This window comes from Pseudomonas wadenswilerensis, from assembly GCF_900497695.1.
In the GTDB taxonomy this organism is placed as follows: Bacteria; Pseudomonadota; Gammaproteobacteria; order Pseudomonadales; family Pseudomonadaceae; genus Aquipseudomonas; species Aquipseudomonas wadenswilerensis.
Genome location: NZ_UIDD01000004.1, coordinates 484,942 through 498,151, shown reverse-complemented (window position 1 = coordinate 498,151; position 13,210 = coordinate 484,942). Strand labels below are relative to the sequence as shown.

13 protein-coding genes are annotated in these 13,210 nt (G+C 62.6%); 6 read left to right on the top strand and 7 right to left on the bottom strand.

Annotated features, from left to right (window positions below):
• Positions 1-69 precede the first annotated feature (69 nt).
• A complete protein-coding gene (locus CCOS864_RS07060) occupies positions 70-306 on the top strand; it encodes a hypothetical protein (protein WP_115085664.1) in 237 nt (78 codons plus the stop codon).
• 2 nt (positions 307-308) lie between these two features.
• Here the strand turns inward: CCOS864_RS07060 and CCOS864_RS07055 are convergent, their stop codons facing one another.
• Positions 309-1,217 carry a LysR family transcriptional regulator gene (locus CCOS864_RS07055; protein WP_115085663.1) on the bottom strand — a complete coding sequence of 303 codons (909 nt, stop codon included), beginning with the start codon at positions 1,215-1,217 and terminating at the stop codon, positions 309-311.
• 107 nt (positions 1,218-1,324) lie between these two features.
• On the opposite strand from CCOS864_RS07055, the gene CCOS864_RS07050 reads away from it, so the two are divergent.
• From CCOS864_RS07050 to CCOS864_RS07040, 3 genes are all read left to right on the top strand, one after another.
• Positions 1,325-1,924 carry a short chain dehydrogenase gene (locus CCOS864_RS07050; protein WP_115085662.1) on the top strand — a complete coding sequence of 200 codons (600 nt, stop codon included), beginning with the start codon at positions 1,325-1,327 and terminating at the stop codon, positions 1,922-1,924.
• Between the two features lie 70 nt (positions 1,925-1,994).
• Positions 1,995-2,669: a COG3650 family protein gene (locus CCOS864_RS07045; protein ID WP_115085661.1), complete on the top strand. Its 675-nt coding sequence runs from the start codon at positions 1,995-1,997 to the stop codon at positions 2,667-2,669.
• A gap of 106 nt (positions 2,670-2,775) precedes the next feature.
• Positions 2,776-4,389, top strand: a complete 1,614-nt coding sequence (locus tag CCOS864_RS07040) for an NAD(P)/FAD-dependent oxidoreductase (protein ID WP_115085660.1) — start codon at positions 2,776-2,778, stop codon at positions 4,387-4,389.
• A 101-nt stretch (positions 4,390-4,490) separates the two neighbouring features.
• Here CCOS864_RS07040 and CCOS864_RS07035 read toward each other — a convergent pair whose 3' ends face one another.
• On the bottom strand, positions 4,491-5,585 hold the full coding sequence (locus tag CCOS864_RS07035; protein ID WP_115085659.1) for a PLP-dependent cysteine synthase family protein: 1,095 nt from the start codon (positions 5,583-5,585) through the stop codon (positions 4,491-4,493).
• A 223-nt stretch (positions 5,586-5,808) separates the two neighbouring features.
• On the opposite strand from CCOS864_RS07035, the gene nhaA reads away from it, so the two are divergent.
• Positions 5,809-6,990 (top strand): Na+/H+ antiporter NhaA, encoded by a 1,182-nt coding sequence (gene nhaA, locus CCOS864_RS07030; protein ID WP_115085658.1) that lies wholly within the window; start codon positions 5,809-5,811, stop codon positions 6,988-6,990.
• A gap of 66 nt (positions 6,991-7,056) precedes the next feature.
• Here nhaA and CCOS864_RS07025 read toward each other — a convergent pair whose 3' ends face one another.
• Positions 7,057-7,521 carry an outer membrane lipoprotein gene (locus CCOS864_RS07025; protein ID WP_010221079.1) on the bottom strand — a complete coding sequence of 155 codons (465 nt, stop codon included), beginning with the start codon at positions 7,519-7,521 and terminating at the stop codon, positions 7,057-7,059.
• Positions 7,522-7,668: 147 nt separating this feature from the next.
• Here CCOS864_RS07025 and CCOS864_RS07020 point away from each other — a divergent pair, with 147 nt between their 5' ends.
• On the top strand, positions 7,669-7,905 hold the full coding sequence (locus tag CCOS864_RS07020) for a hypothetical protein (RefSeq protein WP_038999159.1): 237 nt from the start codon (positions 7,669-7,671) through the stop codon (positions 7,903-7,905).
• On the opposite strand, the gene pdxH is transcribed toward CCOS864_RS07020, so the two are convergent.
• From pdxH to CCOS864_RS07000, 4 genes are all read right to left on the bottom strand, one after another.
• Entirely contained in the window at positions 7,902-8,549 is a 648-nt protein-coding gene (gene pdxH / locus CCOS864_RS07015) for a pyridoxamine 5'-phosphate oxidase (protein WP_115085657.1), read from the bottom strand. The two genes, CCOS864_RS07020 and pdxH, sit on opposite strands and share 4 nt — an antisense overlap.
• An 18-nt stretch (positions 8,550-8,567) precedes the next feature.
• Entirely contained in the window at positions 8,568-9,548 is a 981-nt protein-coding gene (locus tag CCOS864_RS07010; RefSeq protein WP_115085656.1) for an OmpA family protein, read from the bottom strand.
• 99 nt (positions 9,549-9,647) lie between these two features.
• Positions 9,648-10,793, bottom strand: coding sequence for a serine hydrolase domain-containing protein (locus CCOS864_RS07005; RefSeq protein WP_115085655.1), 1,146 nt, complete (start codon positions 10,791-10,793; stop codon positions 9,648-9,650).
• A gap of 108 nt (positions 10,794-10,901) precedes the next feature.
• Positions 10,902-13,160, bottom strand: coding sequence for a beta-galactosidase (locus CCOS864_RS07000; protein WP_115085654.1), 2,259 nt, complete (start codon positions 13,158-13,160; stop codon positions 10,902-10,904).
• Positions 13,161-13,210 lie beyond the last annotated feature (50 nt).

The window sequence follows — 13,210 nt, the reverse complement described above, 5'->3', positions numbered from 1 at the left end:
AGGGACTCTAGTGCTGCAGGTGAGCCAGAACCACTGGCTCTTACCTCCTCTTACTACTGGAGCCTCATCATGAACAAGACCCTCAGCGCCGCCGCACTCATCCTCTCCCTGGGCTCGGCCCTGGCCTTCCTGCCTGCGGTACAGGCTGCCGACGACATGAAAATGAGCAAGGAAGCGAGCATGGACAAGGACATGAAAATGGACAAGAAAATGGCCGACGACAAGATGATGGACATGAGCAAGGACAAGAAGATGGAAAAGGACGACAAGATGATGAAAAAAGAAATGAACGACGACAAGATGTAACCCTAGAGGGTCCGTAGCGCCTGACTGCTACGCCTGAACCAGGCCAGCAGGTAATCGGCCAGCACCTGGACCCGCTTCGGCATCCCGCCCTGATAGGGGTGTACCAGAAACAACGGTACGCTGCGCGTCTGATAGTCGCGCAGCAACCACTGCAGGCGACCGTCAGCCAGTTCTGCATGCAGCATGTACGACGGCAAGCGAGCGACGCCAGCACCCAGCAGTGCCGCCTTCTTCAGCAAGCTGTAATGATTGCTCGCAAAGCTTCCGGCCACCTGCACCCGCAACAATTCATGCTGCTGGTGGTACAACCATTCTTCACGGCCACTGTAATGGCTATTGAGCAGGCAACGATGGCCGCTCAAGTCGGCCGGTATCCGCGGCTCTCCATGACGTTGCAGATAGGCTGGGCTGGCACAGGTGAGTTCCTGCATGGCCAGCACCGGACGAGCCACCAGGCGCGCGTCATCCTGCACCTCGGTACGAATCGCCAGATCGAAACCCTCGCCCAAAAGGTCGCGATAACCATTGTTCAGCTCAAGCTCCACCTGCAGGTCCGGGTAGGTGGCGGCGAACTCCATCAGCAACCCCTCGAAGAACGTCTCCCCCAACGACACCGGCACGGTGATACGCACCGGCCCCGCCAGTTCGTCCTTGAGCATGGCCAGGGTTTGCCGTGCCCCTTCCATCTGCCGCACCAACGCCTGCGCTTGAGGCAGCAACATGGCGCCGGCAGCCGTCAGGCTCAGGCGCCGGGTGGTGCGGTGCAGCAACTTCACTGAATGGCTGGCTTCCAGGGCGCTGATGCGCTTGGACAGTTGCCCCTTGCTCCAGCCCAGTTGCTGCGCGGCCAGGGTGAAACTGCCGGCATCCATCAACGCGGCAAAGGCCGCCAGATCGTCGAGGTCGCTCACGGATTGTTTCCACATGAAAACCAAAGGTTGCCTATTAGCACGCTTATCTGCAGAAAAATCCACCCTAGACTTGAGCCTTGTCTTCACTACCCACGAGGAATGGCTCAATGAAAATCCTGTTGATCGGCGCCAGCGGTACCATCGGTTCGGCGGTTGCCAAAGAGCTGGAACAACGTCATGAAGTGCTGCGCATCGGCCGCAGCAGCGGCGACTATCAGGTGGACATCAGCGACAGCGCCTCGATTCGCCGCCTGTTCGAACAGACCGGCCGCTTCGATGCCCTGGTCTGCGCCGCCGGTAACGTGACCTTTGCCCCCCTTGATGAAATGAATGCGGAGCACTTCGCCCTGGGCCTGAGCGACAAGCTGATGGGCCAGGTCAACCTGCTGTTGATCGGCCGCGAGTTCATCAACGATGGCGGCTCATTCACCTTTACCAGCGGCATTCTCAACCGCGACCCGATCCGCTCCGGCGCCTCGGCCAGCCTGGTCAATGGCGCGCTCGATGCCTTCGTCAAGGCGGCAGCCATCGAATTGCCCCGTGGCCTGCGGGTCAACTCCATCAGCCCCAACGTACTGGTCGAAGCCATGCCGGCCTATGCTCCGTATTTCCGCGGGTTCAAGCCGGTGCCGGCCGCCGACGTGGCACTGGCCTATGCCAAGAGCGTTGAAGGAATGCAGACCGGCCAGACCTACCAGGTTGGCTAAGGCCTTGTGATCAGCGACCAGCCTGCGTAACGTGGCGGCACCTTTTGCTCGAGATGCTGGAGTTTGCTTGATGCGTGCCGCCCCTTCGCTGTTGCTTGTCGCCTTGTTGCCGTTGTTTGCCGGCTGCCAGATGCTGGCTGAAAAGCCGCAAGCCGCCTCTACCGCAGGCCAGACCCGCATGCAGGGCGAACTGACTGCCCAGGGCGGACAACTGCTGTTCAAGCCCTGCGAAGAAACCCGCCGCTTTGCTGTCAATGACAGCGGCAACACCGGCCTGCTGCAGGAAGCCAGCGCACTGGCGGCAACGCCCGGCACCCTGTTCGCCGACGTGCGCGGCACGCTGTCGGCCAGCCAGAAAGGCGGCAACGATGGCCAGTTGAATGTGCAGCGCCTGTACCGCGTCGAGCATTCCAGCAGCGCCTGCAGCGATCCCAACTTCAAGCGCCTGACCCTGCGCGCCAGCGGCCATGAGCCGGACTGGAGCCTCAAGGCCGGCGGCAAGGGCATGGTCCTGGAGCGCGTCGGTCAGCCTTCGCTGGCCGTGCCCTACCTGGAAGAACAACTGCCCGACGGACGCTTCAGCCTGAGCACCGAGGCCAACGGCCAGAAAGTCGAACTCTGGGTCGCCCCGCAGCGCTGCGTCGACAGCGCCACCGGCAGCGTCCAGCACCTGAGCGCCGAGCTGCGGGTGGACGGCAAGACCCTGCGCGGTTGTGCCTACTACGGCGGCTCGCGCAACGACTGATCATCGGCGCCTGCGTTTAACCTGTCTGCAAAGGCGGCGAACAGCTTATACTTGGCGGTTTGTGTAAAGCCGCCGGCCGTTCATGGCCGGGATACTGGACCCTGCCATGTTACGAATCACCGAACTGAAGCTGCCGCTGGATCATCCTGATGAAGCCCTGCGCGAGGCCATCGTGCAACGCTTAGGCATCAGCGACGAGCAACTGCTGGACTTCACCCTGTTCAAGCGCAGCTACGATGCGCGCAAGAAGAACAGCGAGCTGCTGTTCATCTACACCATCGACCTGCAAGCGAGCAACGAAGCCGAACTGCTGCAAAAGTTCGCCGACGATCACAACGTCAACGTCGCTCCAGATGTCAGCTACAAAGTGGTTGGCCAGGCCCCCGCCGACCTGCAGGAGCGCCCTATCGTCGTCGGCTTCGGCCCGTGCGGGATTTTTGCCGGCCTGCTGCTGGCGCAGATGGGCTTCAAGCCGATCATCCTTGAGCGCGGCAAGGAAGTTCGTCAGCGCACCAAGGACACCTGGGGCCTGTGGCGTAAAAGCGTGCTCAACCCCGAGTCGAACGTGCAATTTGGCGAAGGCGGTGCCGGGACCTTCTCCGACGGCAAGCTCTACAGCCAGATCAAGGACCCGCAGCACCACGGCCGCAAGGTACTGCACGAGTTCGTCAAAGCCGGTGCACCGGACGAGATCCTCTACGTCAGCAAGCCGCACATCGGTACGTTCCGCCTGACCGGCATGGTCGAGAACATGCGCCACGAAATCCACGCGCTGGGCGGCGAAGTGCGCTTCGAGCAAAAGGTCACCGACCTGCTGATGGACGACGGCCAGCTCAACGGCGTGGTCCTGGAAAGCGGCGAACAGCTGCATTCGCGCCATGTGGTCCTGGCCCTGGGCCACAGTGCCCGTGACACGTTCCGCATGCTGCATGCCCGCGGCGTGTTCATGGAGGCCAAGCCGTTCTCGATCGGCTTCCGTATCGAACATCCGCAATCGCTGATCGACCAGGCGCGCCTGGGCAAGTATGCCGGTCACCCGAAACTGGGCGCGGCCGACTACAAGCTGGTGTACCACGCCAAGAACGGCCGTTCGGTCTACAGCTTCTGCATGTGCCCGGGCGGCACCGTGGTTGCCGCTACCAGCGAGCCGGGCCGGGTGGTCACCAACGGCATGAGCCAGTACTCGCGTAACGAGCGCAATGCCAACTCCGGTATCGTCGTTGGCATTACCCCTGAGCAGGATTATCCGGGTGGCCCGCTGGCCGGTATCGAGCTGCAGGAAAAACTCGAAGCCCACGCTTACGTGCTGGGTGGCAGCAACTACCAGGCGCCGGCGCAACTGGTCGGTGACTTTGTCGCCGGACGGCCGTCCACTGCCATCGGCAGTGTCGAGCCGTCCTACAAGCCAGGTGTCAGCCTGGGCGACCTGGCCCCGAGCCTGCCCGACTTTGCCATCGAAGCCATTCGTGAAGCCCTCCCGGCCTTCGATCGGCAGATCAAGGGCTACAACCTGCCTGACGCGGTATTGACCGGGATCGAAACCCGTACCTCATCGCCGCTGCGCATCACCCGTGATGCCAGCATGCAGAGCCTGAACCTCAAGGGCTTGTTCCCGGCGGGTGAAGGTGCAGGTTATGCCGGCGGGATCCTGTCGGCGGGTGTTGACGGGATTCGCATTGCTGAAGCGGTGGCGCGCAGCATGCTCGGTCTGCAGGCCTGATTCATACCGCAACACAGTAATCGCCGGCAACGCCGGCTCCCACAAGGGCCTGATTTGTGGGAGCCGGCGTTGCCGGCGACGGGCTGCAAGGCAGCCCGCCTTCAAACACCCTCGCGCAATACCGACGCCGGCAACGCCTCACCGCGCTCGACACAAGCAGCCACCGCCGCAATCATCCCCTCCAGCTGATACCCCTGCCCGCTCAACCAGTCCTGGTCATAGTACGTGGTCGCATAGCGATCGCCGCCATCACACAGTATTGCCACGATCGACCCGGCCTCCCCCGCCGCGCGCATTTGCTGCGCCGCTGCCAGGGCGCCAATCAGGTTGGTGCCGCTGGAACCGCCAACACGCCGTCCCAGGCGCTGGGCCAGGTAATGCATGGCCGCCAGGGACAGGGCGTCCGGCACCTTGACCATGGCATCGATCACCTGCGGCAGGAACGAAGCCTCCACTCGTGGCCGGCCGATGCCTTCAATGCGCGAACCGCAGTCCAGGCGCAGGGAACGGTCACCCGTCTTGTAGCAGTCGAAAAACACCGAGCGCTCGGCATCGGCGCACAGCACCCGAGTGACGTGCTGGCGATAGCGCACATAGCGGCCTAACGTAGCGGTGGTACCGCCCGTGCCCGGGCTGGAAATCAGCCAGCTCGGCTCCGGGAACTGCTCGAAGCGCATCTGGGCAAAGATCGACTCGGCGATGTTGTTGTTCGCCCGCCAATCGGTAGCGCGCTCGGCATAGGTGAACTGGTCCATGAAGTGCCCGCCACTTTCCCGGGCCAGGCGCTCGGATTCGGCGTAGATCTGCGTCGGATCCTGCACCAGGTGGCTCTGGCCGCCATAGAAGGCAATCTGGGCAATCTTTTCCTGCGAGGTGCTGGCCGGTACCACGGCAATGAAGGGCAAACCGAGCAAACGCGCGAAGTAGGCTTCGGAAATCGCCGTCGAGCCGCTGGATGCTTCGATCACCGGCGCGCCCGGGCGCAACCAGCCATTACACAGGGCATAGAGAAACAACGACCGCGCCAGCCGGTGCTTGAGACTGCCGGTGGGGTGGCTCGACTCATCCTTGAAATACAGCTCGACCTCGGGAAAGCCTGGCAGCGGCAGCGGGATCAGGTGAGTGTCGGCGCTACGCTGGAAGTCCGCTTCGATAATACGGATGGCTTCACGAGCCCACTGGCGGTGATCGTTCATGGTCGATTCTCGGGCAAAAAGGTCGAAGTTCTGCAGAACATGTTAGGAAAATTCTGATAATTCCTACAGATACAGCCACGGTGAATTATCGACTACAACTGCTAGGCTGCAGGGCGTGAGTTGGTTACAGCTTATAACAAAAAAGAATATAGTTTTTGTTTTAAAGAATATCACCACAGGGTAGGGTGTGCCCCTATCAGAACCTTCAGGATGGAGAGCGCCCTTGCCCCTGCGTAGCACTTTCACACGTTTCTTTCAGTTGGAAGCTGCCAGCGGTCTATTACTGATTGCTGCAGCTGCCCTGGCCCTGATCATCAACAACTCGCCGCTGTCGTACCTGTACAACGGCCTGCTGGATGTTCCCGTGGTCGCCCAGATTGGCGCGCTGAAAATCGCCAAACCCTTGCTTTTGTGGATCAACGACGGGCTGATGGCCCTGTTCTTCCTGCTGATCGGCCTTGAGGTCAAGCGCGAAGTGGTCGACGGGCACTTGTCCAAGCCCTCGCAAATCGTCCTGCCCGGTGCTGCCGCCATCGGCGGCATGGTGGTGCCGGCGCTGATCTACTGGTTCCTCAACAAGGACAACCCGGCCGCCGTTGCGGGTTGGGCCATCCCCATGGCCACCGACATCGCCTTCGCCCTCGGCGTGCTGGCCCTGCTGGGCAAACGCGTACCGGTTTCGCTCAAGCTGTTTTTGATGACCCTGGCGATCATCGACGACCTGGGTGCGATCATCGTCATTGCCCTGTTCTACTCCGGCACGCTGTCGAGTCTCTCGCTTGGCCTGGCGGCAGCCTGCCTGCTGGTGCTGATCGCGATGAACCGCATGGGCGTGGTCAAGCTTGGTCCGTACATGGTGGTTGGCCTAATTCTCTGGGTCTGCGTACTCAAGAGTGGCGTGCACGCCACGCTGGCCGGGGTCACCCTGGCACTGTGCATCCCGCTGCGGACGAAAAACGCCGAGCCCTCGCCGCTGCTGAGCCTGGAGCATGCCCTGCACCCCTGGGTCGCGTATGGCATCCTGCCGTTGTTCGCCTTTGCCAACGCCGGTGTGTCGCTGTCCGGCGTCAGCCTCGAAAGCTTCACCCATCACGTGCCGATGGGCATCGCCGTGGGCCTGCTGCTGGGTAAAACCCTCGGGGTGTTCGGCTTCGCCTGGGTGATGATCAAGGCCGGCATGGCCGCCTTGCCCGCGGGTGCCAACTGGGGCCAGGTGCTGGGGGTGGCAATTCTCTGCGGCATCGGCTTTACCATGAGCCTGTTCGTCGGCTCCCTGGCCTTCGTACCGGGCAGCAGCGAGTACGCCGGCATGGACCGCATGGGTATTCTTACCGGCTCCATCCTCGCCGCGCTGATTGGCTATGGCATCACCGCGCTGTCGAGTCGCAAGCCCGTCACGGCCTGAGCCTCAAGGCAATAAAAAACCCCGACCGGCATTGCCGAGTCGGGGTTTTTAATGGGGGTGCAAAACTCAGTGAGTGACGCGGCTGGTACCGTCGACCGTCATGATCCGCACACGCTCGCCTACGCGGAAAATCTCGTTCTGCTGCACTGCCTGCACGTAGGCACGCATGCTGCCGTCGTCTTCACGCACGGTGATTTCCACGCCCTGGGTGCGGGTCAGGCCTTCTTCAGCCGCAGAGCCTGCCAGGCCACCGGCCACGGCACCGATCACGGCGGCAACGATACTGCCGCGACCACCACCCACCGCGCTACCGGCGACGCCACCGACGATTGCACCAGCGCCACCGCCGATCGGGGTTTTGGTACCTTCGATTTTCACCGGACGCAGCGACTCGATGGTGCCCATGCGCACGGTCTGCACACGGCGCGCTTCATCACGGGAGTACGAATCGCCGGTCAGGCTCGAGGCACAACCACCAAGCAGCAGCGACATTGTGGTGAAGCTTGCCACCAGCAGAACAGATTTACGCATTGGATGATCTCCGTAAGACAGATGCTCATTAGACTCCGCGCATTGACGACTGTCACGACACATGCGGGGTAAAATTGCTTCCATTCAGCTTCCGTACAGCCTGTGCTCTCGGGGCAGCCTGTAGAAACTTCTAGCGCAAGGATAGACATGGATTACTTCATCGTCGTCATCACCACCGTGGCAGGCCTGTACTTCCACTGGTGGATCTACGTTCGCATCAAGCGCTGGATGGACCGTGACCTGGCCTTGTCGCTGGCCGGCCAGGACGAAGGCAAGAAGGCCTTCATGCTACAACGTCTGGACAGCGCCAAGGCGCAAAAGGTCAAACGCAGTGAACTGGCGGCCTGGCTGGAACGCGAGGCCGCCGGTTACCAGGCCGATTAAGGCGCGAGGCGCTCACGCAGCCAGTTGCCCTGCTGCAAGCGGTAGTTGAGACGATCGTGCAAGCGGCTGGCGCGGCCCTGCCAGAACTCGATGCGCTCGGGCAGCAGGCGATAGCCGCCCCAGTGCTCCGGGCAGTGTGGCTGACTTTCGCTGAAGCGCTGCTGGGTGGACTTGACCAGCCCTTCGAGCTCCGCGCGATCGGCGATCACCTGGCTTTGTGGCGAAGCCCAGGCCCCCAGGCGGCTGCCCAGCGGGCGCACCTGGTAATACTCGTCCGATTCCTGCGAGGTGACCTTGACCACCTTGCCTTCGATACGTACCTGGCGTTCCAGTGCCGGCCAGAAGAAGGTCATGGCCGCGAAGGGGTTGGCCAGCAATTGCTGGCCCTTGGCGCTTTCGTAGTTGGTGAAGAAGGTGAAGCCCTGCTCGTCCAAGCCCTTGAGCAGGACGATGCGGCAATGCGGACGGCCGTCGGCGTCCACCGTGGCCAGGGTCATGGCATTGGCTTCCACCGGTGGCTGCTCGGTTTTCAGGGCATCATTGAACCATTGACGAAACAACCCGAACGGTTGCTCCGGGGCCTGGGCTTCAGTCAGGCCGTCACGGGTATAATCGCGGCGCATATCCGCCAGGGACTGGGTCATTACTGCGTTCCTTGACGATCAGTTGGTCTTCGCAGGGCTGGTGTTGGCAGCAACTTTTTTCGCCGCCGGTGCCGCGGCCTTTTTAGCTGCGGGCTTGGCCGCAGGCTTCTTGGCAGCAGCCTTGGCCGGTGCGGCCTTCTTGGCTGCAGTGGCCTTTTTCGCCGGGGCCTTGGCCGCAGGCTTGGCAGCCGGTTTCGCTGCGGCCTTGGCCGGAGCCTTGGCATCCTGCACGGCAACCAGTTCGGCCGGGCTCGGGGTTGGCTGCTTGTATTTGGCCAGCAAGGCGACCATGGTGTTTTGCGGCGTCAGCACCAGTTCGACGCGGCGGTTCAGCGAACGGCCTTCAAGGCTGTCGTTGGCTGCACGCGGCATTTCCGAGCCCATGCCGCGCAGCATCAGGCGATCGCGCTCCAGGCCGCTGAGGCGGAAGATGGCGGCTACCGACTGGGCGCGCTCCTGGCTGAGCTTGGTGTTGGCTGCGGCGACACCACTGGTGTCGGCATGGCCAAGCACCAGTACCGCGGTCTGCTTGTCGGTCTCGACGGCCTTGGCCACACGGGTGATCGGGCCGAGGGTGACCGGCAGAAGCATGGCCGGACGATCCGGGTTGTAGGAGCTGTCGACCGGTACGGTAACTACCAGCACGTCTTCACGGCGCTCGACTTCGAACTTGCTGTCCTTGATGGCTTCGCGCAGCTTCGGCTCATAGCTGTCCAGCCAGGCCTGGGTGGCTTTGTGGTCGATTTTCGGCACGGCAGCGACCTTGCCCTTGTCACCCTCGCCAAACGGCCACCACCAGCGGCTGGCGCTTTCCGATTTGGCGTCGGCCTTGGCGACTTTTTCGGTTACCACTTCCTTAACTTCCTTGTCGACGACCTGGTCCGAGCCAAACGGCCACCAGTTGAAGCCGGCATCAGCGGCCCCGTCTTTCTGAGGATGCTGCGCGCAGCCGGTGACGGCCAGGCACAGGGCGAGAGCTAAGGATTTATGCGAAGACATCAGCGATACACCATGAAAATGAAAGAAATTTGGCCCAGCAATGCAGGGCTTTGGAATTCAGAATAGTCAAAGGGTTCAGGCAGCATCGGGGTTAACCGATCAAAGGCAGCGGGCCAATACCCGTACCAGCTTCTGCGCCCGGGGGTCCATGAGCACATAAGGGCCCAGGGTATTGGTAACAAAGCCAAAGGAAACATCATGTTCCGGATCGGCAAAACCTACCGAGCCGCCCGCCCCCGGGTGACCGAAGGCGCGCGCGCCCAGACCAAAGGTAGCGTTGGCAACGCTTGGCTGGTCGAGCATGCAGCCCAGACCAAAACGAGTCTGGGTCAGCAAGGTCTGATCCTGACCGAGGCTGTGTTCCCGGGTCAGCTCATCCAGCAGTTCCGACTCCAGCAGGCTGCCATCGAGCAGGCCGGCATAGAAACCGGCGAGGCTGCGGGCGTTGCCGTGGCCATTGGCCGCCGGTTGCTGCATGCGCCGCCACTCCGGTTTATTGACACTGGTGAGCATCCCTGGCGGGTTGGTGAAGGCGCGGGTCGACAAGGCCTGTGGCTCGCGCAGGGTCACCTGCAGCAGGCGCTTAGCCGCCTCGTCACCCATGTTGCCTTTGCCGCGGGCGATATGCGCGACGCGGTGGAACTCTGCTTCGGCCAGGCCTATATGAAAGTCCAGGCCCAGCGGCCTGGCCGTGCGTGCAACGATCGACTCGCCAGGTTCACGGCCATCGGCACGGCGGATCAACTCGCCGATCAGCCAGCCAAAGGTGATGGCGGCGTAACCGTGGGCGGTACCCGGCGTCCACCAGGGCGATTCGCCAGCCAGCGCCTGGACCATGGTTTGCCAGTCGTAAAGGGCTTCGGCCGGCATCATCTCGCGCAAGGCCGGGACACCGGCGCGATGGCTGAGCAACTGGCGCAGGGTAACCGACTGTTTGTCGGCCTGGGCGAATTCCGGCCAGTAGCGCGCCACCGGCGCATCCAGGGCCAACTTGCCCTCGCCCACCAGTTGCAGGGCGGTCACGGCGGTGAACATCTTGGTGCAGGAAAACAGGTTGGCAATGGTGTCGCTGTGCCAGGCCTCGGCCCCGTCTTTATCGGCGCTGCCGGCCCAGAGGTCGATGACGGTTTCGCCGCCGACCTGGATGCACAATGCCGCGCCACGCTCCTGAGGATCGTCGAACAGCGCCGCAAAGGCTTCACGCACCGCTTCGAACTTTAGCTCGTAATGACCCTGAATCTGCACCCAGCAACTCCCCGCGAAACCGGCTTCTCAAAATGGCGTGCATTGTTTCAGCCTGCGCACGATTTGGGAACAGACAGAAGCCGGGCGGTCCATGCCAGGCGGCTGGGGTCAGGGGGTCGTGGGCGCTTTTTCTGTGACACTAAGCGTTTTGCCGAACTGTTCCTGAGTCTGCAGGTTGCTCTTGCGCACACCGTCGACAAAGCCCTGGAATGGCACATCGGTAATACCGACCAGGCCGAAGTGGCCGTTCTCGCCATCGAGCAGACGCCCGCTGGCCGGCTGATCGAGGTACTGGAACCAGTGCACGCCGACAATCGACGGCTCATCCAGCGCCGCCTTGACGAAGCTGGCATAGGCCGGCGCCCTGCCCTCTTCCTTGGCCACTTCCATCGGCCCCGGCCAGAACGGGCCACGGTCACGGGAGCCGAACTGGAACTCGGAGACCAGCACCGGTTTGTCCAGCGCCTTGAGCTGGTTGAAGTCGTAACCGTCCTGAGGCTTGGGCGTGTAGAAGTTGAAGCTGATGACGTCGCAGTACTCGGCACAGGCGGCGACTGCTTCCGGAGTACTCACGGCATAACGGCCACCCAGCAGCAGGTGGTTGGGCGCATGCCATTTCAGTGAGTCGGCAATGGTCTTGAAATAGGTTTCGGCGAAGACCTTCTGGAAGTACTTGAAGTCGGCTTCGATCTCTGGGTGTTCCGGGCTTGGCAGCGGCGGCTCGAAACCCGGGTCTTCCATCAGCTCCCAGGCTGGCAGGTCGATGCCCCAGGCCTTGGACAGGCCAGCCTGGTTGCGGTACTTGTCGCGCAATTGCTTGAGGAAGGCACGCTTGGCCGGCACGTCGGTGGTCAGGCGCAAGGTGCCGTAAGCCAGGGCGTAGCGCGCTTTGGGGTCATCACCGGGGGCAGCCCAGGCCAGTTCGTTGTCGGCAAAGTAACCGATCAGCCAGGGATCGTCGCGGTGGTCGCGGGCGGCAATCGCCACCGCACGCTCGGTGGCCATGGCAAAGCGCGGGTCGAACGGGTCGGGCATACCGCCCCACCAGTCCATGCCGGTGCTGATGCTGGTGTAATCGCCGACGATCGACAGCGGCAAGGTATAGGGCATGCGGCTGGCCTGGCCCAGCGACGGCTCGCTCCAGTTGCCCAGGGTATTGAAGCCCCAGGCCTGCAGGCGGTCGAGGCTATGACCCTGCCAGCGTTGCTTGTCGAAGCTGGCTACCGGGCACTCGACCGCCGGAGCCTTTTCGCTGGCCGCGACCGGCGTGCACGGCGTGCCATGGCTGCGCTCGATATTGGCGGCATAAAAGTCGAACCAGCGCCCCTGGTTGAAGTTGCGGCCACGGGCCGAGCCATTGCCGTCGTTGTTGTTGCCTTCACCGTAGAACTGCGCCAGCGCTTCGCCGGCTTGAGGCAGCGCACTGAACATGGTTTCGCGCCCGGCCACATAGGTGCGGCCACCGTCGGCGGCCACGGTGTTGACGCCCAGGGAATAGAACGGGTGCCCTTCCGGGGTCACCAGGTACCAGCGGCCATCGCGTTTTTCAGTGCGAAAGAAGCCCTTGGCCTCGAACGCCGGGCCGTCGCTGATGCCGCCGAACTTGTCCAGCTTGAGCTTGCTGCGCTCACCCAGCCAGCCCTTGAGTTGCTGCTGTTCACGGCTGGCAGCGGCCTTGAGCTGATCGTCGCTGACGATCTTTTCCGGCCAGCGGCCGCGGGTGGACTGGCCATAGCCGTCGATCAAACCGGTGTACACGGCCTTCTGCAGTTGGTCGTCATCCTGGGTGCCGACGCGCTCGATGAGGATGCTCTGGGCGACGTTGGGTTTGTTCATCGACAAGGTCACCGACACCACCTGCTTGAGATCAACCTCGCCGGCACTGCTGGTCAGCAGCACCCGCTGGCCTTCATGCACCCACGGCATCGGCGGCCCGGCACGCATGCCCTGGCTTAACGGCGAACTGGCCTTGAGCGGCACGTAAACGGTTTGCGCCGGGCCCGCCGGCAGGTCGATGCGGCTGGTGAGGGTCTTGCCGTCGCTGCTTTGCACCGTCACATCGACGGTCAGCGCCCAGTCCATGGCGCTTTGCAGGCGCAGGGTCAGGGCCGTGGCGCTGGACCAGTCCCAGGCCCCGGCTTGCGGGCTCAGGCGTAGTTTTGGCTGCTGCACCGGGTTGAACACCACCCGGCGCAGCACCTCGCCCTCGGCCGTCTGCTCTGCGTTGTACTGCGGCAGGCTGGCATCTTCGGTCACCACATTGACCACGGCGGCCGGGCGAACGAAGCTGAACAGCGTCTGTTGCCCGGCCAGCAGCGGCGTGCTGAACAACAGTGCGAATACGGCAGGCAAGGTACGGCGAATCATAGGGCTGGAGCTCTCCTTGAGGGCCCATGGGGCCTTGAACTGAGTGATAG